Origin of the sequence: Aliishimia ponticola (genome assembly GCF_004803475.1) — a bacterium.
Classification (GTDB): domain Bacteria; phylum Pseudomonadota; class Alphaproteobacteria; order Rhodobacterales; family Rhodobacteraceae; genus Aliishimia; species Aliishimia ponticola.
Genome location: NZ_SRKY01000003.1, coordinates 56,372 through 77,188, shown reverse-complemented (window position 1 = coordinate 77,188; position 20,817 = coordinate 56,372). Strand labels below are relative to the sequence as shown.

The 20,817-nt window shown below is 62.6% G+C and carries 20 protein-coding genes; 10 read left to right on the top strand and 10 right to left on the bottom strand.

Going from position 1 to position 20,817, the window contains the following annotated elements; translation table 11 throughout:
- Positions 1-14: 14 nt before the first annotated feature.
- The 5 genes from E4Z66_RS11485 to E4Z66_RS11465 form a co-directional block, all read right to left on the bottom strand.
- Complete coding sequence (locus E4Z66_RS11485) at positions 15-602, bottom strand: hypothetical protein (protein WP_136463175.1); 588 nt, start codon at positions 600-602, stop codon at positions 15-17.
- A gap of 57 nt (positions 603-659) precedes the next feature.
- On the bottom strand, positions 660-1,619 hold the full coding sequence (glpX, locus tag E4Z66_RS11480; protein ID WP_136463174.1) for a class II fructose-bisphosphatase: 960 nt from the start codon (positions 1,617-1,619) through the stop codon (positions 660-662).
- 27 nt (positions 1,620-1,646) lie between these two features.
- Positions 1,647-2,024 carry a VOC family protein gene (locus tag E4Z66_RS11475; protein ID WP_136463173.1) on the bottom strand — a complete coding sequence of 126 codons (378 nt, stop codon included), beginning with the start codon at positions 2,022-2,024 and terminating at the stop codon, positions 1,647-1,649.
- Positions 2,024-3,310, bottom strand: a complete 1,287-nt coding sequence (locus E4Z66_RS11470; RefSeq protein ID WP_136463172.1) for a homoserine dehydrogenase — start codon at positions 3,308-3,310, stop codon at positions 2,024-2,026. The genes E4Z66_RS11475 and E4Z66_RS11470 overlap by 1 nt, the downstream gene beginning before the upstream one ends.
- 84 nt (positions 3,311-3,394) lie before the next feature.
- On the bottom strand, positions 3,395-3,691 hold the full coding sequence (locus tag E4Z66_RS11465) for a hypothetical protein (RefSeq protein ID WP_246035996.1): 297 nt from the start codon (positions 3,689-3,691) through the stop codon (positions 3,395-3,397).
- Positions 3,692-3,770: 79 nt separating this feature from the next.
- On the opposite strand from E4Z66_RS11465, the gene E4Z66_RS11460 reads away from it, so the two are divergent.
- Positions 3,771-4,358 carry a TetR/AcrR family transcriptional regulator gene (locus E4Z66_RS11460; protein ID WP_136463170.1) on the top strand — a complete coding sequence of 196 codons (588 nt, stop codon included), beginning with the start codon at positions 3,771-3,773 and terminating at the stop codon, positions 4,356-4,358.
- A 29-nt stretch (positions 4,359-4,387) separates the two neighbouring features.
- Here the strand turns inward: E4Z66_RS11460 and E4Z66_RS11455 are convergent, their stop codons facing one another.
- Both E4Z66_RS11455 and E4Z66_RS11450 read right to left on the bottom strand, forming a co-directional pair.
- Positions 4,388-5,008 (bottom strand): glutathione S-transferase family protein, encoded by a 621-nt coding sequence (locus E4Z66_RS11455; protein WP_136463169.1) that lies wholly within the window; start codon positions 5,006-5,008, stop codon positions 4,388-4,390.
- 147 nt (positions 5,009-5,155) lie between these two features.
- Positions 5,156-6,067, bottom strand: coding sequence for a pirin family protein (locus tag E4Z66_RS11450; RefSeq protein WP_136463168.1), 912 nt, complete (start codon positions 6,065-6,067; stop codon positions 5,156-5,158).
- 160 nt (positions 6,068-6,227) lie between these two features.
- Between E4Z66_RS11450 and E4Z66_RS11445 the strand changes: the two genes are divergently transcribed.
- The gene (locus E4Z66_RS11445) at positions 6,228-6,722 is read left to right on the top strand and encodes a hypothetical protein (RefSeq protein WP_136463167.1); all 495 of its coding nucleotides are present in this window, start codon (positions 6,228-6,230) and stop codon (positions 6,720-6,722) included.
- A gap of 69 nt (positions 6,723-6,791) precedes the next feature.
- Here the strand turns inward: E4Z66_RS11445 and E4Z66_RS11440 are convergent, their stop codons facing one another.
- From E4Z66_RS11440 to E4Z66_RS11430, 3 genes are read right to left on the bottom strand one after another with little or no spacing between them, the layout of a single operon-like run.
- Entirely contained in the window at positions 6,792-7,352 is a 561-nt protein-coding gene (locus tag E4Z66_RS11440; protein WP_136463166.1) for a TadE/TadG family type IV pilus assembly protein, read from the bottom strand.
- A 1-nt stretch (position 7,353) separates the two neighbouring features.
- A complete protein-coding gene (locus tag E4Z66_RS11435) occupies positions 7,354-7,893 on the bottom strand; it encodes a TadE/TadG family type IV pilus assembly protein (RefSeq protein WP_136463165.1) in 540 nt (179 codons plus the stop codon).
- Positions 7,890-9,296 carry a TadE/TadG family type IV pilus assembly protein gene (locus E4Z66_RS11430; RefSeq protein ID WP_136463164.1) on the bottom strand — a complete coding sequence of 469 codons (1,407 nt, stop codon included), beginning with the start codon at positions 9,294-9,296 and terminating at the stop codon, positions 7,890-7,892. Before E4Z66_RS11430 ends, E4Z66_RS11435 begins: the two co-directional genes overlap by 4 nt.
- Positions 9,297-9,605: 309 nt before the next feature.
- Between E4Z66_RS11430 and E4Z66_RS11425 the strand changes: the two genes are divergently transcribed.
- The 8 genes from E4Z66_RS11425 (at position 9,606) to rpoD (ending at position 20,816) form a co-directional block, all read left to right on the top strand.
- Complete coding sequence (locus E4Z66_RS11425; protein WP_136463163.1) at positions 9,606-11,036, top strand: Glu/Leu/Phe/Val family dehydrogenase; 1,431 nt, start codon at positions 9,606-9,608, stop codon at positions 11,034-11,036.
- A gap of 150 nt (positions 11,037-11,186) precedes the next feature.
- Positions 11,187-12,440 carry a sarcosine oxidase subunit beta family protein gene (locus E4Z66_RS11420; protein WP_136463707.1) on the top strand — a complete coding sequence of 418 codons (1,254 nt, stop codon included), beginning with the start codon at positions 11,187-11,189 and terminating at the stop codon, positions 12,438-12,440.
- 119 nt (positions 12,441-12,559) lie between these two features.
- Positions 12,560-12,832, top strand: coding sequence for a sarcosine oxidase subunit delta (locus E4Z66_RS11415; RefSeq protein WP_136463162.1), 273 nt, complete (start codon positions 12,560-12,562; stop codon positions 12,830-12,832).
- Entirely contained in the window at positions 12,829-15,750 is a 2,922-nt protein-coding gene (locus tag E4Z66_RS11410) for a sarcosine oxidase subunit alpha family protein (protein WP_136463161.1), read from the top strand. Before E4Z66_RS11415 ends, E4Z66_RS11410 begins: the two co-directional genes overlap by 4 nt.
- Complete coding sequence (locus E4Z66_RS11405) at positions 15,743-16,288, top strand: sarcosine oxidase subunit gamma (protein WP_136463160.1); 546 nt, start codon at positions 15,743-15,745, stop codon at positions 16,286-16,288. Before E4Z66_RS11410 ends, E4Z66_RS11405 begins: the two co-directional genes overlap by 8 nt.
- Before the next feature lie 92 nt (positions 16,289-16,380).
- Positions 16,381-16,728 carry a hypothetical protein gene (locus tag E4Z66_RS11400; protein ID WP_136463159.1) on the top strand — a complete coding sequence of 116 codons (348 nt, stop codon included), beginning with the start codon at positions 16,381-16,383 and terminating at the stop codon, positions 16,726-16,728.
- Between the two features lie 32 nt (positions 16,729-16,760).
- The gene (gene dnaG, locus E4Z66_RS11395) at positions 16,761-18,707 is read left to right on the top strand and encodes a DNA primase (RefSeq protein ID WP_136463158.1); all 1,947 of its coding nucleotides are present in this window, start codon (positions 16,761-16,763) and stop codon (positions 18,705-18,707) included.
- A gap of 123 nt (positions 18,708-18,830) precedes the next feature.
- The gene (rpoD, locus tag E4Z66_RS11390; RefSeq protein WP_136463157.1) at positions 18,831-20,816 is read left to right on the top strand and encodes an RNA polymerase sigma factor RpoD; all 1,986 of its coding nucleotides are present in this window, start codon (positions 18,831-18,833) and stop codon (positions 20,814-20,816) included.
- Position 20,817 lies beyond the last annotated feature (1 nt).

The following is a 20,817-nucleotide window of genomic DNA, read 5'->3' as shown; positions in this document are numbered from 1 at the left end:
CGCGGGCAGCCGCGCTATTCGGACAGGGCCAAAACCAGATGCAATAGGGCCTCGCTTTGCGGTCCTTTGGTCCGCCGGTCCAGCGCGATGGCGCGGCCTGTGCCAATCGCGGTCAGACGACGCGGCGCTGGCGCCAATGGCCCCACATGGCTTTCGGCCCACATCTCGGCCTGCAGCAAAAAGGCTGTCACTTCGTCAGGGCCGTCCCAATAGGTGAAGCGGCAGTAGACGGGTCGCGCACCCTTTGCCAGTGGCGCGGCGCGCGCCTGATCGATCAAGGCGTCGTGCTGTGCGGATGGCGCGTTGTCGGTTAGGATGCGATGGCAGGACAGCTGGGCATATGTCTGGCCCGCGCGGCGCAGATCCAGCAAGAGCGCGCCGGGCACAGATGGATCGGGCTGCTGCCCTTCCACCACCTCTTCATAGACCGACCCCAGCGCCGGGCGCAGCACGTCCGGCTGCCGGTGCAACTGGTCGAGCATATTGAGGATGGTGAAGGCGGAGACATCGGGCTGGACCGGGGCCCTGCTGAGCCCCAGTCGCCGCAGAAGTTCCGTCAGCACAAGCGCGATCCGGCGCGGATCGCGGCAGGAAACCGGCACGGTTTCCCGATACCCGCGCCGGGTATCGAACCGGAAAACGTCCCGTTTTCCGCCACGTCAGGTCGGGTTGCGGTAGTGCATCCGTCGGACGGAGCCGGTCTTGGAGCGCATCAGCAGGGTTTCGGTTTCGACCCAGCCCGGCTCGCGCTTGATGCCCGGCAGCAGGGTGCCGCCCGTCACGCCAGTCGCGGCGAAGATAACGTCTTGCGTGCACATTTCATCGCGGCTGTAGACCTTGTCGAGATCGGTAATCCCGGCCTTGGCCGCGCGCCCTTTTTCGTCGTCATTGCGGAAGGTGAGTTGCCCCCACATCTGCCCGCCCATGCATTTGAGCGCGGCCGCCGCCAGAACGCCCTCGGGCGCGCCGCCACTGCCCATATACATGTCGATCCCGGTTGCCGGATCGGCGCAATGCATCACACCGGCCACATCGCCATCGGTGATCAGTCGGATCGATGCCCCCGTGGCGCGGATTTCTGCCACCATGTCGTCGTGGCGCGGGCGTTCCAGAACGCAGACGGTAATGTCTTTGGGCATGCAGCCCTTGGCCGTGGCCAGCGCAGAGATCCGGGTGGCTGGCGGCATGTCCATCGTGACGATCTCCTTGGGATAACCGGGGCCGATCGCCAGTTTTTCCATATAGACATCCGGCGCGTGCAACATGGACCCGCGCGGCCCCATTGCGATCACGGTCAGCGCGTTGGGCATGTCTTTGGCGGTCAGCGTCGTGCCTTCCAGCGGGTCCAGCGCGATATCCACGCCGGGACCGTTGCCCGTGCCGACCTCTTCGCCGATATAAAGCATCGGGGCTTCGTCCCGTTCACCTTCCCCAATCACCACGGTGCCGGCGATATCAAGCTGGTTAAGCTGTTCGCGCATCGCGTTGACCGCAGCCTGATCGGCGGCTTTCTCATCGCCGCGGCCAATCCAATCCGCGCTGGCGATGGCCGCTTGCTCTGCCACACGGGCGAGGCCAAGCGACAGCATACGGTCGTGAAATTCGGGAGAGTTCGTCATGGGAATATCCTGTAAAGTCCGTGATCTTTATCTTACTGAAAGCTGCGTCGAAGGCCACCAAATCGTGCCTTGGCTGTCCTGAACGCCGGCGCGCAGGTCACCGTCCCCCTGATCCAGAGGCTCCTGAACCGAGGTCGCGCCCGCTTTCAGCGCCGCCGCATAGGTCGCGCGCACGTCGGGCACATAAATGTGGACATGGGCGCCATCGCCGCCGGGCGCTTGCCCCAGCATCACCACGCTGTCGCCTATCCGCGCTTCGGCATGCATCGGGTCGCCATTGGGCCGATGGTGCAGCCGCAGACGGGTTGCGCCAAACGCGGCCTCCAGGAAATCGAGGGTCGCCGCAATGTCCGCCACCAGAAGATAGGGCGATATATCGGTGTATCCCTCGGGCTTATAAGCCATCAAAGGGCTTCGATGCGCAGGGCGACAGGCAGTTCCTGCACCACGCCCGTGGCGGCCATTGCGGTCAGCGCCTCGTCCAGTGCCGTGCGGGTCGTCTTATGTGTGACGATGATGACGGTCGCGACATCACCGGTATGTTCGCGTTGGCGCATCCGGTCGATGGAGACTCCAGCTTCGCCCAGCACCGCCGCGACTTTCGCCAGCGCGCCCGGTTTGTCGGTCAGTCCCATACGCAGATAATAGGGGGCCGGCAGCACCGACCGGGCGGCGGGCGCTTCTTGCAGCGTTTCGGCCCGTTGCCCGAAAACCGGCAGCCGCAGCCCGCGTGCGATATCGCAGACATCGCCGATCACCGCAGAGGCTGTCGGCCCTTCGCCCGCGCCGGGGCCGCGCAGCACGACCTGTTCGACCGCGTGACCTTCGATCACCACCATATTGGTGCCGCCCTGCAACACGCCCAAGGGCGATCCCGCGGGCACGAGGCAGGGCATCATGCGCTGTTCCAGCCCGCGACCGGATTTCTGCGCCACGCCAAGCAGCTTGATGCGATAGCCCATATCGTCGGCATGGCGGATATCGTCGATCGTGACCCGCTCAATCCCTTCGATTTCGATCCCGTCGAAATCCACGCGGGTGCCAAAAGCGATGGAGGACAGGATCGCCAGCTTATGCGCCGCATCGATCCCGCCCACATCCAGCGTCGGGTCCGCCTCGAGATAGCCAAGCTGGTTGGCCTCTTCGAACACGTCTTCATAGGGCAGGCCCGCATCCTGCATCCGCGTCAGGATGTAGTTGCAGGTGCCGTTCATCACGCCCAGAACGCGGGTGATTTCATTCCCGGCCAGCCCTTCGGTCAGCGCCTTGATCACCGGAATACCGCCCGCGACGGCGGCCTCGTAACGCAGCGCGCAGCCCTTGGATTCGGCCAGTTCGGCCAGCGCCTGACCGTGCAGCGCCAGCATCGCCTTGTTGGCGGTAACGACGTCCTTGCCCGCGTTCAACGCAGCCTCAGTCGCGGCCTTGGCCGGGCCATCCGATCCGCCCATCAGTTCCACGAAAACATCCACGTCATCGCGTGTGGCCAGCGCCACCGGGTCGTCTTCCCAGCCATAGCTTTGCAGCGCCACGCCGCGATCCTTGTCGCGGGTGCGGGCACTGACGGCGGAAATCTCGATCTTGCGGCCCGTGCGCGCCTCAAGCAGCGGCGCTTTCTGGCGGATGATGCGGACCACGCCGACGCCGACCGTACCAAGACCTGCAATCCCGAGGCGAAGCGTATCAGTCATGGGGGCGGTCCTTTCCGGCAAGTCCTGTGTTGAGTGGGCTTTAGCCGCTTGGGCCGGGCCTTGCAACGCGGGATATCCCGGCGTTTAGCCCTGCTCTGGGATCGGGGCGACACCTTTGGCCATGCGCGCGCGCGTGCCGCTGTCGATCACACGTCCCCGCAGCCGCGCCGCACGGGCCTGAAGCCGGGCCAGCCGTGCGCTAAGTCCCGCTTCGGTCTGTTCTTGCGCGGCGATCGGGGCGGCAGGGTCAAAACTGCCATTCAGCGGCACCAGATCGGGATAGGCGGCGGCCTCTGCCTCTGCCGGGATTGCCGAATCCAGTTCCGGAAACTGCGCGCAGCCGGACACCAGTATGAGCAAGGCAAAAACCATCCGTTTCATGTGGCCCATGTGCCATGCGAGGCCACCTGCGCGCAAGAAGGGGTTTCATCCTGAACGCCTGTTCAGTTAAATTGCGCTTATGGCGCGTACAGCAGGATCGCATTCCGACATTACCGGTCCCCGGATCGAGGCCGCGGCCCTGCGGTTGATTGCCCGCCATGGCTTTGCGGCGGTTTCCATGCGGCAGATCGCGGCGGAGGTCGGGGTACAGGCGGGTGCGCTATACAACTACATCCCGGACAAGCAGACGCTATTGGCGCGGTTGATGATCGGCCATATGGAAGACCTGCTTGAAGCGGCGCAGACCCTGCAAGGGGGCGATCCGCTGGCCCGTCTGGAAGAGTTCGTCCGCTTTCACATCGATCAGAACCGCGAGCGCGGCGATGCGGTCTTTGTCGCCTATATGGAATTGCGCAGCCTGACGGACGAGAATTTCGCCCGTGTCGAGGCGCTGCGCCGGGCCTATGAGGCGCGGCTGGAAGATGTTCTCGTCGCCGGAGTCGAGGCCGGGGCGTTCAAAATCACTGATGTGCGCATCACAGCGCGCGCGCTGATCGCGATGCTGAACGGTGTGAACACATGGTTCCGCGAAAGCGGGCCGCGCCGTCTGGACGAGGTGCAGGACATCTATTGGGACATGGCGCGCGGCGCAGTCGGCGGCGGCTAGCGGCGTCAGGTGCCCTGTCAAATGCCCCCTCAGGCCGGGGCTGGAAAGAACCCTTGGGGCGTCTTCATGCCGGGCAGGGCGCGCATCCTCTCGATCCATCCCGTCATCGCGTCCGAGGGCGCAACACCGGCCGCGTCCAGCCATTGAACATAGCCCCAGATCGCGCAATCCCCGATACCGGGCGCGTCGCCGTGAAAGAACGGCGCATCGCCCAGAAGGGTGCCGAAATTGCCGCGGTCGACCTCGAACCGGGCGGTGAGCCAAGCGATCACGTCGGCGGGAAGACCATCGCTGCCGGGGCGGCGCGCCTCTTTGAGTTGCGGCAGACAAAGGCCGATCCGGTTGCCTTCCCACATCAGCAATTGCCGCGCGCGGGCCAGACCCTCGGCGCTGTCGCCGCCGAGCACGCCAAAGCGCTGCGCCAGTTCCAGAAGGATCGCGCCCGATTGTGTGAAGGCTGCGCCGTCGATCAGCAGCAGCGGCACCTCGCCCAGTGGGCTGGCCGCCAGAAAACCGGGATCGCGCGTGTCGCGTGGGGCCCAGATGTCTACAAACGTGATCTCGTGCGGCAGTTCCGCCAGCGACAGGGCAAGCGCAACCTTGCAGGCGTGGCCGCTATCGGGGTGGCCGTAAAGATGCAGTTTTGTCATGGGTTTGGCTCCTGTCGCATTCGCGCAGGTTTGCCGAAAGCCCGTGCCGGGCCAAGTGCAAATTTGTGCGCGGGCTCATCACGAATGGCGATGTTGCCGGCGCAACAACACCCACGCGCGCTGGTTTCGCCGGTGAATTTTCGCCAATCAATGCGCGGGTTTGATGAACGTGCCGTTCTGCAAATCGCGCATCGCCTGCTGCAATTCGGCCTGCGTGTTCATCACGATGGGACCGTGCCACGCCACAGGCTCATCTATCGGCGCGCCGGAAATCAGCAGGAACCGTATCCCTTCCGGCCCGGCCTGCACCGTGACCTCATCGCCGCTGCCAAAGCGGATCAGCGTGCGGTCGCCGGACAGATCGCGGATGTTCACCTCTTCGCCCGCCACCTCTTTTTCCAGCAGAACGCCTTGCGGGGCAGACGCGTCGGCAAAGGCCCCTGCGCCGTCGAACACATAGGCAAAGGCCCGGCGATACGTGTCGATAGGGAAGGTCTTTTTGACCCCGGCAGGTACGAAAACATCCAGGTATTGCGGATCGGCGGCGATCCCGTCCACCGGGCCAGTCTGGCCCCAGAACGTGCCCACGATCACCTTCACACGGGTGCCATCATCGTCGATGATCTCTGGGATATCCTTGCCCTGCACATCCTGATAGCGCGGCGCGGTCATCTTCTGGCTGGAGGGCAGGTTGCCCCAAAGCTGGAAACCATGCATCTGCCCCTGCGCATTGCCCTTGGGCATCTCCTGATGAAGAATGCCGGAACCCGCAGTCATCCATTGCACGTCGCCCGCGCCCAATGTGCCGGTATTGCCAAGGCTGTCGCCATGTTCGACCGTGCCGGACAGCACATAGGTAATGGTTTCAATGCCCCGGTGCGGGTGCCACGGGAAGCCCTTGATGAAATCTTCGGGCCGCTCGTTGCGGAAATCGTCGAACAGCAGGAACGGATCAAGCTCGCTAGGGTCGTGAAAGCCGAAAGCGCGGTGCAGCCGAACGCCTGCGCCCTCCATGGTCAGTGCGGCCTGACGGGTTTCGAGTGTGGGTCTGAGAGACATCAAGATCACTCCTTTTTCATCGGTTGCCTGAAACTTAGGGGGCGGGCCGGCACCGGGCAATCTTGCACCGGCGAACCGGGTCTGTGCAGCCATGCAGCACCCCGGGGCGGGACGCGCCCGCGCTTGAAAGGGCAGGGGCGGGGCTGTATGGCCTCGCGCCATGACACAAAACAAAACCGACATCATCGCCACGATCTCTGCCTCCCAGCCGCGCCGCTGGCTGGGCGTTCTTTCCATGGTCGGCCTTGGACTGCTGCTGATCTATGTGGCGCTGGCCAAACCGCCCGCGCTGGGCTGGCTGGTCTTCCTGCTGATGCTGGGGGCCGGGTCGTTGTGGCTGGGCGTGCGGATGTGGGATGCGACATCGCGCGTGATCGAACTGACCGAAGACGAACTGCGCGACAATAGCGGCGCGGTAATCGCGCGGATTGCGGATATCGAACAGATCGATCGGGGCTTCTTTGCCTTCAAACCGTCGAACGGGTTCCTGATCCGCACGTGCAGCGCTGCTGGGAAATCCACATGGCAGCCGGGCTTGTGGTGGCGGTCGGGACGGCGCATCGGAATTGGCGGCGTCACCCCCGGCTCGCAGTCGAAATTCGTGGCCGAATATCTGCAAACGATGATCGCGATGCGCGACATCGAGGAAAGCTGACCCGTTCAAACGAAAACGCCCCGGCGCAAGGGCCGGGGCGGAAGAATTCGCCAGACAGGGCGGACCGGATCAGCTGGTCCAAAGCACCTGCGGTGCATAGCGCGGCTTGGTGAAGACGAAGTTGTAGACATTCCGATCTTCCAGCCCCGTATTGAACGGCGGGTCATAGTCATAGAAGGTCTCGACCACGATCACACGTTGGTTGTCGGGCATCTCGGGCAGGCGCGTGTTCCAGCCAGCGACATCGGACGCGGAGGCAACCGAAACGTCCCCTTTCTTCTGCGACCAGTCGCGCTGATAGGACTTGGTCGCCGCATCGTATTTCACCAGCGTGACGCGCACGGCGATATCGCTGGAGGAATGCGAGTTGACCAGGTAGCGCAGCAGCGCCTTGGTCCCGTCGAGATAATCATTGTCGATCGGGTTCGTCTCGCGCGAGATCATATCGGCGATGGTGTAGGCGGCCTTCTGGTTGATCGCATAGGTGCGATACGAGTGGAAGGTCGAGAACAGCGCCAGATAGGTCCAGAACAGCATCGGCAGGATGATCACCGCTTCGACGGCGATGCTGCCCTCTTCGTCCCGGTTAAAGCGCAGCATGGCGCGTTTGAAGCTGGAAAGAAGCGACATATCAAGGCTCCTGAACAAAGGCTGTGACGGACACCATCTTGGACATACCGGCGCCATCGCCGTGTTTCTTCAGCTCATAGCCAAGGCCAGTGCTGGCAAAGACGGGTTTGAATTTGTAGCAGGCGCGCAGCAGCATCATTTCGTGCTGGATACCGTGCTTGAACGACCGGTTCGGGGTGACGGGTTCGGACGCATCCGTGCAGTCCGCGGCACCGTCAAACCCTGCGAAGTCCCGAAGATCGACCGGGTTCATCTCCAACTTCAGCTGATCGTCGCAATCATCGAGAAAGCCGGAGAATTCGCAGATCATCTGCTTCAGTTCGGCGTGGGTGTAATCCGCGCCGGTATTCAGGCGGACAAGGCGCACGGTCATATCCGTTCCCCGGTCAAGGAACATCTGCCGCACTTGGTAGATGCCCAGTTCCACCGAGGTCATGAAGATCGTGAAGATCAGCGGAATGACCAGGGCAAATTCGACAATCATGTGCCCGTCTTCGTCGCGGCCAAAGCGCCGCAGGGCTTGTGACAAACGCTGGATCATTGGGTCAGCCTCAGTTGGTTGATCTGGCTTGCAATGGCGGAGAACGCTTCGCTGATTTCGACACCTTCCACCCCGAAGTAGTGGCTGGGCGAGGAGGCGCATGCTTTCAGGACCGATTCACCGTGGCTATCCACTTCGAACCCGACACCCCAGATGATGATGCCTTTGTCCTTCGCGGCGGTGCAGATGGCTTCGGTCAATTCGTCGCCTTTGTCTGCGTCGTATTTCTGGAAGTAGTAGTTCTTGTGATACTTCGAGCTTACGTATTTGTTCAGGTACCACCAGAAATTGTAGTTCGACCAGTGTACGTAGTGTGAGTTGTTCCCGTAGGCGGCGCTGACGATACGGTTCGAACGGTCATTCTTGCCGTCGGTCATGACGATCATGGTCTTGAGCGTTTCGTCATCGCTGTAATCGGCCGGACGACCGGAGAACGCGTTGTCGATCTGGCCGCTGCCGATCAGGCTCGTGACGATCCCGCGGGTCGACGGATCCAGCAGGGCAGCGCCCCATTTCACCGCCATGAAGATCGACGTACCGGCGCGCGGTGTGAACTGGTTGATGTTCCCCTGCAGGTCGCTCAGCGACTGGCTGAGCGGCAGGATGGATTCGTAATCCTCGTGCGGGCACACCGTGTCGTCGACCACGTTCCCATCGCTTGAGCTGTAGTTCCACTGGTAGTGCTGCGCCTGGTCGTAGGTCAGCGAGGTATCCAGCTCGGCGTTGTCGAATTCGTAGTCGGGAATCTCGACGCAGTGCGAGAAATCGTGGCGGTGGTTCGTATTCAGCAGGTTGAAGATAGCGGGGCTGATGTTCACGTGCTCGCTATACGGCACCAGCGAGATGGAGATCAGGTCGGCCGATTCCGGCTTGAGCAGCGACGTCGTGAACGTATTGGCGGCGTCGATCAGGTTCGTCATCTTGGAGTTCCACTCCATCGAACCGGAGACGTCGACCACGAGGGACACTTCAACCTTGGAAATCCGCTCTTCCGCAGCGCTGCGCCCGGGCGCGGACAGCTCTTCGACACCCATGAGGTGCATGAACTGCGTTTCTGTCACGGCCTCGGCTGCGGCGGTCACGGTGCGGTAGTTCAGACCTTGGCTGACGGTGACCGAGATCAGGTTGTCTTCCATCCCGGACTTCTCGAAATAGTCGGTGACAACGTCGGACGGCTTGAGCGATTGGTCGAGGTCAGCAGCCGCCAGCACGGCGCGGTCCAGCGTGTTCTGCAGGCGCGTGCGTTCCATTTCCGCGTGCATGAGGTCGACGCCGATGCCGCCGACCAGCACCATCATCATGATCATGAAGCAGGCAAAGATCGTCGCCACGCCGCTTTCATCGCGGGCGAAACGATCCGCAGCGCCGAACATGGTCCGGGTCATTGTTCTGTTGGTCTTCATCCCATCCACCTTTCACGGAGGCCGCCCCACAACGGCCAAGTCGCACTCGAACTTGATTATCATAAGCCATGGAAAAGTGGCGCGATTTTGGCAGATGGGTGGTTTTTTGGCGCGAATTGTCCGCGTTTTGGAAATGGTCGGGGCCTTCTGACGGGGTTCCCGGGTGATTGCGGGACAATGACTTTGCGAATGGGGCGAGAGAATCTCATGACGATTGAAAAACTTGGGTTACGTTAACTCTGCGGTCACAAGGCGCTGGCACAAACGCCTCGACCGGAAAGACACGATGTCCAGCAGGAGGAATCATCCATGTCCGCCCCTAATGAGCCGAGCTTTCGTGAAAGTGTCGATATCATGTTCAGCCGCGCCGTCGCGCTGATGGATCTGCCACCGGGGCTTGAGGAAAAGATCCGCGTTTGCAACGCCACCTATACGGTGCGCTTCGGGGTGCGGCTGCGCGGGCAGATTCACACATTCACCGGATATAGGTCCGTCCATTCCGAACATATGGAGCCGGTGAAAGGCGGGATTCGCTATGCGCTGGGCGTCAATCAGGACGAGGTGGAGGCGCTTGCGGCGCTGATGACCTTCAAATGCGCGCTGGTGGATGCGCCGTTCGGCGGCTCGAAAGGCGGGCTGTGCATCGATCCGCGCGAATATGACGAACAAGAGCTTGAGATGATCACCCGGCGCTTCGCCTATGAGCTGGCCAAGCGGCATCTGATCCACCCGTCGCAGAACGTGCCTGCGCCCGATATGGGCACGGGCGAACGTGAGATGGCGTGGATCGCGGACCAATATGCGCGGATGAATACGACGGACATCAACGCGCGCGCCTGCGTAACGGGCAAGCCGATTCATGCGGGCGGTATCCAGGGCCGGACAGAGGCGACGGGGCGCGGCGTGCAATACGCGCTCCAGGCCTTCTTCCGCTATGAAGAGGACAAAGCCGCCGCCGGGCTTTCCGGTACGCTCGAAGGCAAGCGCGTGATCGTGCAGGGGCTTGGCAATGTGGGCTATCACGCGGCGAAATTCCTGTCGGAAGAGGATGGCGCGCTGATTACAGGCATCGTGGAACGCGATGGCGCGCTGTTCGACCCGGACGGGCTGGATGTGGAGCGGGTCAAAGGCTGGCTCGATAAGCATGGCGGTATCGCGGGCTATCCCGATGCGACCCATCACAGCGAAGGCGGCCTGGTGCTGGAAGAAGAGTGCGACATCCTGATTCCGGCGGCGCTGGAGGGGGTGATCAACCTGTCCAACGCGGACCGTATCAAGGCGCCGCTGATCATCGAGGCCGCGAACGGCCCGGTGACAGCGGGCGCGGACGAGGTTTTGCAAAAGAAGGGTACGGTCATCATTCCGGACATGTATGCCAATGCGGGTGGCGTCACGGTGTCTTATTTCGAGTGGGTCAAGAACCTGAGCCATATCCGCTTTGGCCGGATGCAGCGGCGGCAGGAAGAGGCGCGGCATCAGCTTGTGGTGGATGAACTGGAACGGCTGAGCAAGGATAAGGGGCTTGGCTGGACGCTCAGCCCCGATTTCAAGGACAAGTACCTGCGCGGGGCGGGGGAGCTGGAATTGGTGCGCTCTGGCCTCGATGACACGATGCGGGCGTCCTACGAGGCGATGCGCGAGGTCTGGCATGGGCGCGACGATGTGTCTGATCTGCGCACCGCGACTTATCTTGTGGCCATCGAAAAGGTGGCGCGCAGCTACCGCGCAAAGGGGCTTTAAGCGCCGCCAGTGCCGCTGCCGGAGTGCCCGCCAGATGGGCGCTCCCGGCATGACGTCGCCAACGGGCTGCAATTTGGCGCAAAAGGCTCTGGCATGTTTCGTCCTGTTTGATACCCCTGTCGAAAGCGTGACATGACAGTGGGGATGCAGATGCGTTTCTCGGCCCTCAAGATTCTTGCCGAAGGCCTGACCGGCAACAAGGGATGGACGGCGCATTGGCGCGACCCTCAGCCCAAACCGGAGTATGACATCGTCATCATCGGCGGCGGCGGGCATGGGCTGTCCTGCGCCCATTACCTTGCCAAGGAGCACGGCATCACCAATGTCGCGGTGCTGGAAAAGGGCTATCTTGGCGGCGGCAATGTGGGGCGGAACACGACGATCGTGCGCGCCAATTATGGCCTGTCGGGCAATTCGGAGTTCTATTCCCATTCGCTCAAACTCTGGGAAGGGCTGGAGCAGGACCTCAATTACAACGTGATGCTGTCGCAGCGCGGGATCATCAACCTGTGCCATTCGGATGGCCAGCGCGATGCGTTCATCCGGCGCGGCAATGCGATGGTCAATCAGGGGGACGACGCGATCTTTCTGACGCCCGATGCGTTGCAGAAGATGCTGCCTTTCCTCGATTACGAGCAGTCGCGCTTTCCAATCTTCGGCGGCCTTTACCATCCGCGTGGCGGCACTGCGCGCCATGACGCGGTGGCCTGGGGCTATGCGCGCGGGGCGAGCAGCCGCGGTGTCGATCTGATCCAGCAATGCGAAGTGACCGGCATCGATGTGAGCGAGGGCAAGGTGACCGGCGTTCAGACCACGCGCGGCCCGATCCGCGCCAAGAAGGTCGCGATGATGGGGGCAGGGCGGTCAAGCCAACTGGCCGAAATGGCCGGAATGCGGCTGCCGGTCGAAAGCCACGTCTTGCAGGCCTTCGTGACCGAGGGGCTGAAGCCCTGCATCGATCACGTGATCAGTTACGGCGCCGGGCATTTCTATATCAGCCAGTCCGACAAGGGCGGGTTGGTCTTTGGCGGCGATCTGGACATGTATGCCTCTTACGCGGCGCGGGGAAACCTGCCCATGGTCGAGCATGTGGCCGAGGCGGGGATGACGCTGATGCCGATGATCGGCAAGGCGAAGATGCTGCGCAGCTGGGGCGGGATCATGGACATGTCCTCGGACGGCTCGCCCATTATCGACCGCACGCATATCGATGGGCTGCATGTCAGTTGCGGCTGGTGCTACGGGGGCTTCAAGGCGGTGCCTGCGGGCGGGCATGTCATGGCGCATCTGTTGGCGACAGGGCAGCATCACCCTGCGGCGGCGAAATTCCGATTGGACCGATTCCGCAGCGGGCGCGGGATCATGGATGAAGAGGCCACCGGGTCTCAACACAACCTGCACTGAGGAGCGGATCATGGGCGCCTCCGGCGGGAGTATTTTTCGAACAATGAAGGGCGGCGCGGTGCGCTTGGCCTGCGCGGCGTTTGGGCCGCATCACACACGGGTAACGAACGGGGACGGTCATGCGGATTGAATGTCCGATTTGCGGCAGCCGGGATCGGCGGGAATTCTACTATCAGGGGGCAGCGGTGGCTGTGGCGCGTCCGGCGCCGGATGCCGGGGCCGAAGCATGGGATGACTACGTCCATTTGCGGGACAATCCTGCGGGCTGGCATGATGAGCTTTGGCATCATGAGGCCGGGTGCGGCGCATGGGTTGTCGTGACGCGCAACCTGACGACCCACGAGATAAGGGACGTGCAGCTGGCGCAATCGGTGAAGGAAGCGAGCGCATGAGGGTTGCGGGCAAGGGATTGATCGACCGGGCGGCGCCGCTGAGTTTCCGGTTTGACGGGCACAGCTATGACGGGTTGGCGGGCGATACGCTTGCCTCGGCCCTGTTGGCCAATGGCATCAAGCTGATGGGCCGTTCGTTCAAGTATCACCGCCCGCGCGGGGTGTATTCCGCCGGGTCGGAAGAGCCCAATGCCCTGGTCACGGTGGGGCGCGGCGCGGCGGCGGAGCCGAATATCCGCGCCACGGTGCAAGAGCTTTATGGTGGTTTGGAGGCGGTAAGTCAGAACCGTTGGCCGTCGCTGGGGTTCGATGTGCTCAGCCTCAATGATCTGGGTGCGCCGTTTCTGGGCGCGGGCTTCTATTACAAGACGTTCATGTGGCCCCAGAGCTTTTGGGAGAAGGTCTATGAGCCGTTCATCCGCCGCGCTGCCGGGCTTGGCGGGCTTAGCGGTGCGCCGAACCCGGATCACTATGACAAAGGCTATCTGTTCTGCGATCTGCTGGTGATCGGGGCGGGGCCGACCGGGTTGATGGCGGCTTTGGCGGCGGGGCGCGCCGGGGCCGATGTGCTGCTGGTCGATGAGGATAGCCGCATGGGCGGGCGTTTGCTGGCCGAGACGCAGGAGGTGGGCGGGCAGCCCGGTCATCTGTGGGTCGATAACGTGCTGGCCGAATTGGACAGCCTGCCCAATGTGCGCCGGATGGTCCGCACCACGGTTACCGGGGTGCATGACGGCGGCACGTTCGGCGCGCTTGAGCGGGTTTCGCATCATCGCGGCACGCGCGGCGACGGGGTGCCGCTAGAGACATTCTGGCGGATCGTGGCCAAATCCTCGGTTCTGGCGGCGGGCGCGTTGGAGCGTGGAATCGCCTTTCGCAACAATGACCGGCCGGGGATCATGCAGGCGGGCGCGGTGCGAGCGTATCTCAACCGCTGGGGTGTGACGCCGGGCAAGACGGTCACGGTGTTCGGCAATAATGACGGCGCGCATCAGACCGTGCGCGATTTGCAGGATGCAGGCGTTCACGTGGCGGCGCTGATTGACAGCCGCGAGGATGCGCCGCTGTTGCCGGGGGTGCAGGTGTTCAAGGGATCGGTCGTGTCCAATGCCGCCGGGCGGCATGGGCTGGAGGCGATCACGCTGCGCACGCCGCTGGGAGAAGAGCGCATAGCGACCGATTGCCTTGCCGTTTCAGGCGGCTGGAACGCGACGGTACACCTGACCTGTCACTTGGGCGCGCGCCCGGAATGGTCCGAACAGATCGCGTCCTTCGTGCCCATGGCGGGCGCGGTGCCGGGCATGGTCGCGGCGGGGGCCTGCAATGGGCAGATGTCCACGGCGGCGTGTCTTGCGGCGGGTGTTGCGGCAGCCGGGCAGGCGCTGGGCCGCGAGATTTCGGTGGATCTGCCGCAGGCCGAAGACGATCCCTATCGTCTGTCCCCGATCTGGGCGGTGCCGGGCAAGGGCCGCGCGTGGCTTGATTTCCAGAATGATGTCAGCGTGAAGGATGTGAAACAGGCGGCGCACGAAAACTTCCGGTCGGTCGAGCATATGAAGCGCTATACCACCCAAGGCATGGCCACCGATCAGGGCAAGAATTCCAACATGCAGGCGCTGGCATTGCTGGCGGATGCGACCGGGCGCGGTATCCCCGAAACCGGGACCACCACCTTCCGCCCGCCCTACACGCCGGTGGCGATTGCGGCACTGGGCGCGGGCGCACGCGGCAAGGGCTTCGCGCCCGAGCGGTTCACGACGTCCCACGCGGTCTCTGTCGAGATGGGCGCGCCGATGGTCGCCACGGGGCTGTGGTATCGGCCCAGCTACTTCCCGCGCGAACGGGAAAACACCTGGCGCGACAGCTGTGACCGTGAGGTCGGCTATGTGCGCAACTCGGTGGGTGTGTGTGACGTGTCCACGCTGGGTAAGATCGACATTCAGGGCCCGGACGCGGCGGCGCTACTGGATTTCGCCTATACCAACATGTTCTCAACGCTCAAGGTCGGGCGCGTGCGCTATGGCTTGATGCTGCGCGAGGACGGTCATGTCATGGATGACGGCACCACCGCGCGGCTGGGCGAGACGCATTACGTCATGACCACGACCACGGCGGCGGCCGGGCCGGTGATGCGACATCTGGAGTTCATCACCCAGGCGCTGCGGCCCGATTGGGATGTGCGGATCACCTCCGCGACAGAGCAATGGGCGCAATTCGCCGTCGCCGGTCCTAAAGCGCGCGATCTGCTGAACGGGCTGCTGGACACACCCATCGACAATGACAGCTTCCCCTTCATGGCCTGCGGTGACGTGTCTGTGGCCGGGGTCGCGGGGCGGTTGTTCCGCATCTCCTTCTCGGGCGAACATGCCTATGAGGTCGCGGTGCCCGCGCGCTATGGCGAGAGCCTGTTCAAGCTGTTGGTCGAACGGGCCGAAGCGCTGGAGGGCGGAGCCTACGGCATGGAGGCGCTGAATGTGCTGCGGATTGAAAAAGGCTTCATCACCCACGCGGAAATCACCGGGCGCGTGACGGCTTTCGACTGCCATATGGAGCGTATGATCTCCGCCAAGAAAGACTGCATCGGCAAGACGATGGCGCAGCGTGAAGGCCTGCTTGATCCGGACCGCGAACGCCTTGTGGGGCTCAAGGCGGTGGGACCGGTCAAGCAGATCACGGCGGGCGCGCATCTTTTCAACGAAGGCGACGCGGCGCACCGGGTGCATGATCAGGGCTATGTGACCTCGGTCGGGTGGTCCCCATCGCTGGAGCGTTACGTGGCGCTGGGCTTTGTCCGTGGCGGCATGGCGCGGGTCGGGGAACGGGTCCGCATGGTCGATCATCTGCGCGACGTGGAAACCGTGCTTGAGATCGTCGATCCGGTGCAATTCGATCCAGAAGGGGAGCGTGTACGTGGTTGAAATTGTTGCGAAAAGCGCCGTGGATGGGCTGGTGCCGCTGGAAATCGGTGCGCAAAAGCTGACAGAGGCAAAGCTGGGCCCGCTGACCTCGCTCATGGCTTATAACGGCGCGGAAGCCGGGTTGGCCAAGGCGTTGGAAACGGCGCATGGGATGGCCTTGCCGGGACCGAACCGGGCCACCGGGAAGGATGGCGCGCGGGCGATCTGGTTCGGACGCGGTCAGGTGGTGCTGGCCGGGCCGGAGCCGGTCGCCGATCTGGCGGAATACGCGGCGGTCGTCGATCAAAGCGATGCCTGGGCCTGCGTGGAACTGTCCGGCCCCAAGGCCGAGGCCGTGTTGGCGCGGCTTGTGCCGCTGGACCTGCGGGCAGCGCATTTCAAACGCGGCCACACGGCACGCACGCAAATCCAGCATGTGAACGCTTCGGTCACGCGGATCGGCGCGGATCGGTTCCTGCTGATGGTTTTCCGCTCGATGGCGGCGACGCTGGTGCATGACCTGAGCCAAGCCATGACCACGGTCGCGGCGCGCGGCTGATCTTTGCACAATAGTGCGAGAGCGCCGATCAGGCTTGGCTGTTCCCGCATTGGCGACTAGTTTGCTGCCGCAAGGATCGAATGGAGACTGCTATGACGCGGATTTTGGCGACGGTATTGAGTGTGGGGCTGGCGGCCCCTGTTTGGGCAGCAAGTGACGCGGAAAAAGAAGCGCAATGTGCGTTGCAGGCACAGCTTATGGGCAAGGTGCAGCAGGCCCGTCTTGACCGCGTGCGCAAGAACAAGGCGGTTGAAACCTTGGTCAGCGAGAACCCGCAATGGCCCGAGGGGATCTCTTCAGCGCTGCCTGCGGTGGTCGAATATGTCTATTCGCTGAAGATGCGCGATCTGCGGAACACCGATCTTGAGGCGGACACAAAAATCACCTGCATCGAAAATTTCGAGCAGATTCAGGCGCTCCGCAACAACGTGTCCAACTAGACTTTCGGCGCGATAAGCCGGATACTCCGGCCATGAGTCTGCCCCCCGGTTTTCTGGATGAACTGCGCACCCGACTGAGCTTGTCTCAGGTTGTCGGGCGCAAGGTCATGTGGGACAGCCGCAAGTCCAATCCGGGCAAGGGCGATATGTGGTCGCCCTGTCCGTTTCATCAGGAAAAGACCGCGTCGTTCCACGTGGATGACCGCAAGGGCTTTTACTATTGCTTCGGCTGTCACGCGAAGGGCGACGCGATCAAATTCGTCTGCGAGACCGAGAATGTCTCTTTCATGGAGGCGGTGGAAATCCTCGCGACGGAGGCGGGGCTGCAAATGCCGGCCCGCGATCCGCGCGCGCAGGAAAAGGCCGACCGGCGCACGCAGCTGTCCGAAGTGATGGATATGGCTGTGCGCCATTTCCGTATGCTGCTGCGCTCTGGCGCGGGGGCGCAGGCGCGCGATTACCTGGCGCGGCGCGGGCTGGACGAGGCGGCGCAGGACCGCTGGGAAATCGGCTTTGCCCCCGACACGTGGCAGGGGCTGTGGGGCCATCTGAAGGAAAAGGGCGTCGAGGATGACTTGATCCTTGCCGCCGGGCTGGCAAAGAATTCGTCCAAGGGCGGCAAGCCCTATGACACGTTCCGGGGGCGGATCATGTTCCCGATCCGCGATGCGCGCGGGCGCTGCACCGCCTTTGGCGGGCGCGCGATGGACCCGAACGACCCTGCGAAATACCTCAACTCGCCGGAAACGGAACTCTTCGACAAGGGGCGAAGCCTGTATAACCACGGCCCCGCACGGGAGGCCGCCGGGAAAGGCAATACGCTTCTGGTCGCCGAAGGCTATATGGATGTGATCGCCTTGTCCGAGGCCGGGTTCAAAGCTGCGGTCGCGCCACTGGGCACGGCGGTGACGGAACACCAGCTGGCGATGATGTGGCGCATCGCGGATGAACCGATCATCGCGCTGGATGGCGACACCGCAGGCCTGCGCGCGGCAATGCGGGTGATCGACATTGCCCTGCCGATGCTGGAGGCGGGCAAATCGCTGCGCTTTGCCATGATGCCCGAGGGGCAAGACCCCGATGATCTGCTGCGGGCCAAGGGAGCCCCTGCGGTGCAGGCGATCCTCGATGCGGCGATGCCGATGGTCGAATTGCTGTGGCGGCGCGAGACCGAGGGCAAGGTCTTTGACAGCCCCGAACGCAAGGCCGCGCTGGACAAGGCATTGCGCGAAAAGATCACGCTGATCAAGGACCCATCGGTCCGTCAGCATTACGGCACCGCGATCAAGGAATTGCGTTGGCAACTGTTCCGTCCAGCCCGCCCCGGCGGGCAGGGGGGCGGACGTCCCCGGCGCGACTGGAAGGCACCGCCCCCGGCACAGCCCTCGACCCGCGCCTCCATGCTCGCCACCGGGCCGGAGGACGTGACCTCGCATCTGCGCGAAGCGGTGATCCTTGGCGTCATCCTCAAATGCCCCGAATTGGCGCCGGAATTCGAAAGCGGTCTGGAGTCGCTGCAATGCCGCAGCGAAGGGCAGCAGCCGATCCGGGATGCCATCCTGCGCCACATCGAAGCGGGCGAGGCATTGATGTCACAGGTGGAGCAAGCCGTCGGTCCCGAACGCCTTGAAAGTTTCTTTGCCCAATCCCACTTAGCAGTCGTGCCGTGCATCAGGACGCCCGGCGACCCTGAAAACGCCCGCATGACCGTTGTCGAAGAGCTTGCCAAGCTGCAAGCCATTCGCGGGCTGGAAGCAGAGATCGCGGAAGCCGCAGAAGACGTGGCATCGGAGGAGGCCGAGGCGCTCACATGGCGCTTGCGGCAAGCCGCCGATGCGATGGCGCGCGCACAGATGGCCGCCCACGAAGATCGGGCGGAATACGATGTTGGAAATAACGGCGCTGCGATCAACCGAGAGGAGCGGAGCAACCTTGATTCGCTTTTGGAAACGATTCGGTTTACGAAAGAGCGGCGCTAAGCCCACAATAGTGGGAAAAAATTGACAAAATCTGGCTATACGGGTGGCCGAATCAATTGAAAGCCCGGATGATTCGGATTTAGCGAATCACTCACACTTCCCTGCGTGCACGAGGAGATCTGAATGGCCCCCAAGGACAACGACGAGAGCAAGACGGACGAAGGCGAACAGGAAATCTCCCTCGATATGAGCCAAGCTGCGGTCAAGAAGATGATCGGCGAGGCGCGCGAGAAGGGGTACATCACTTACGACCAGCTCAACTCCGTCCTGCCGCCGGATCAGGTGTCGTCCGAGCAAATCGAAGACGTGATGTCGATGCTGTCCGAAATGGGCATCAACATCATCGAGGATGAGGAAGCCGAGGAGGAGGAGCAGAAGGGCTCCACCGACGTTGTCACGACCGAAGGCACGCGGGACCTGACGCTTGGCTCCACCGGGCAGGAAAAGCTGGACCGCACGGACGACCCGGTGCGGATGTATCTGCGCGAGATGGGTAGCGTCGAGTTGCTGTCGCGCGAGGGCGAGATTGCCATCGCCAAGCGGATCGAGGCCGGTCGCAACACGATGATCGCAGGGCTGTGCGAAAGCCCGCTGACCTTTCAGGCGATTACCATCTGGCGCGACGAACTTCTGAGCGAAGACATCCTGCTGCGCGACGTCATCGACCTTGAGGCCACATTCGGCAATCAGCTTGATGAAGACGGCGAAGTCAGCGAGCCGGTGATCGACGCCGCCAGCCCGGCGGGGGAGGAAAAGTCGGAGGAAAGCCAGCCCGAACTGGACGCGGACGGCAATCCCATCGCCAAGGAAGACGATGAGGACGACGACGATCAGGCCAATATGTCGCTTGCCGCGATGGAAGCCGCGCTCAAGCCGCAAGTACTTGAGATGCTGGACCGCATCGCCGAAGACTATGCCGACCTGTCCGAAATGCAGGACAGCCGGATCAGCGCGACCCTGAACGAAGATGGCTCTTTCTCGGACAAGGAAGAGGCGCGATATCAGCAGTTGCGTCAGGAAATCGTCGACCTCGTCAACGAATTGCACCTGCATAACAACCGGATCGAAGCGCTGATCGACCAGCTTTACGGCATCAACCGCCGGATCATGCAGATCGACAGTTCCATGGTGAAGCTGGCGGATCAGGCGCGGATCAACCGCCGGGAATTCGTCGATGCCTATCGCGGGCGCGAGCTGGACCCCAACTGGATGTCCGACATGGCGACCAAATCCGGGCGCGGCTGGCAGATGTTCATCGAACGGTCGTCCGACAAGGTCGAAGAACTGCGTGCCGATATGGCGCAAGTCGGCCAATATGTCGGTCTGGATATCAGCGAATTCCGCCGCATCGTGAACCAGGTGCAGAAGGGCGAGAAAGAGGCCCGTCAGGCCAAGAAGGAAATGGTCGAAGCCAACCTGCGCCTCGTGATTTCCATCGCCAAGAAATACACTAACCGTGGCCTGCAATTCCTTGATCTTATTCAGGAAGGCAATATCGGCCTGATGAAGGCTGTGGATAAGTTCGAATATCGCCGCGGCTACAAATTCTCCACCTACGCGACATGGTGGATTCGTCAGGCGATCACCCGGTCCATCGCGGATCAGGCGCGCACGATCCGTATCCCGGTCCACATGATCGAAACGATCAACAAGCTGGTCCGCACCGGTCGCCAGATGTTGCACGAAATCGGCCGGGAGCCGACGCCAGAAGAGTTGGCCGAAAAGCTGCAAATGCCGCTGGAAAAAGTTCGCAAGGTGATGAAGATCGCCAAGGAACCGATCAGTCTTGAAACCCCGATCGGGGACGAGGAAGACAGCCAGCTTGGCGATTTCATCGAGGACAAGAATGCGGTCCTGCCGCTGGATTCCGCCATTCAGGAAAACCTGAAGGAAACCACGACCCGCGTTCTGGCAAGCCTGACACCGCGCGAAGAACGTGTTCTGCGGATGCGCTTCGGTATCGGTATGAATACCGACCACACGCTTGAAGAGGTCGGCCAGCAGTTCAGCGTCACGCGCGAACGGATCCGTCAGATCGAAGCAAAGGCGCTGCGCAAGCTCAAGCACCCAAGCCGGTCGCGCAAGCTGCGGTCTTTCCTCGACCAATAAG

What these genes read in the sequence shown, in the direction of transcription:
- glpX (WP_136463174.1), bottom strand. Translation starts at nt 1,619, where the DNA reads ATGACGAACTCTCCCGAATTTCACGACCGTATGCTGTCGCTTGGCCTC.
- E4Z66_RS11475 (WP_136463173.1), bottom strand. Translation starts at nt 2,024, where the DNA reads ATGGCTTATAAGCCCGAGGGATACACCGATATATCGCCCTATCTTCTG.
- E4Z66_RS11470 (WP_136463172.1), bottom strand. Translation starts at nt 3,310, where the DNA reads ATGACTGATACGCTTCGCCTCGGGATTGCAGGTCTTGGTACGGTCGGC.
- E4Z66_RS11465 (WP_246035996.1), bottom strand. Translation starts at nt 3,691, where the DNA reads ATGAAACGGATGGTTTTTGCCTTGCTCATACTGGTGTCCGGCTGCGCG.
- E4Z66_RS11460 (WP_136463170.1), top strand. Translation starts at nt 3,771, where the DNA reads ATGGCGCGTACAGCAGGATCGCATTCCGACATTACCGGTCCCCGGATC.
- E4Z66_RS11455 (WP_136463169.1), bottom strand. Translation starts at nt 5,008, where the DNA reads ATGACAAAACTGCATCTTTACGGCCACCCCGATAGCGGCCACGCCTGC.
- E4Z66_RS11450 (WP_136463168.1), bottom strand. Translation starts at nt 6,067, where the DNA reads ATGTCTCTCAGACCCACACTCGAAACCCGTCAGGCCGCACTGACCATG.
- E4Z66_RS11445 (WP_136463167.1), top strand. Translation starts at nt 6,228, where the DNA reads ATGACACAAAACAAAACCGACATCATCGCCACGATCTCTGCCTCCCAG.
- E4Z66_RS11440 (WP_136463166.1), bottom strand. Translation starts at nt 7,352, where the DNA reads ATGTCGCTTCTTTCCAGCTTCAAACGCGCCATGCTGCGCTTTAACCGG.
- E4Z66_RS11435 (WP_136463165.1), bottom strand. Translation starts at nt 7,893, where the DNA reads ATGATCCAGCGTTTGTCACAAGCCCTGCGGCGCTTTGGCCGCGACGAA.
- E4Z66_RS11430 (WP_136463164.1), bottom strand. Translation starts at nt 9,296, where the DNA reads ATGAAGACCAACAGAACAATGACCCGGACCATGTTCGGCGCTGCGGAT.
- E4Z66_RS11425 (WP_136463163.1), top strand. Translation starts at nt 9,606, where the DNA reads ATGTCCGCCCCTAATGAGCCGAGCTTTCGTGAAAGTGTCGATATCATG.
- E4Z66_RS11420 (WP_136463707.1), top strand. Translation starts at nt 11,187, where the DNA reads ATGCGTTTCTCGGCCCTCAAGATTCTTGCCGAAGGCCTGACCGGCAAC.
- E4Z66_RS11415 (WP_136463162.1), top strand. Translation starts at nt 12,560, where the DNA reads ATGCGGATTGAATGTCCGATTTGCGGCAGCCGGGATCGGCGGGAATTC.
- E4Z66_RS11410 (WP_136463161.1), top strand. Translation starts at nt 12,829, where the DNA reads ATGAGGGTTGCGGGCAAGGGATTGATCGACCGGGCGGCGCCGCTGAGT.
- E4Z66_RS11400 (WP_136463159.1), top strand. Translation starts at nt 16,381, where the DNA reads ATGACGCGGATTTTGGCGACGGTATTGAGTGTGGGGCTGGCGGCCCCT.
- dnaG (WP_136463158.1), top strand. Translation starts at nt 16,761, where the DNA reads ATGAGTCTGCCCCCCGGTTTTCTGGATGAACTGCGCACCCGACTGAGC.
- rpoD (WP_136463157.1), top strand. Translation starts at nt 18,831, where the DNA reads ATGGCCCCCAAGGACAACGACGAGAGCAAGACGGACGAAGGCGAACAG.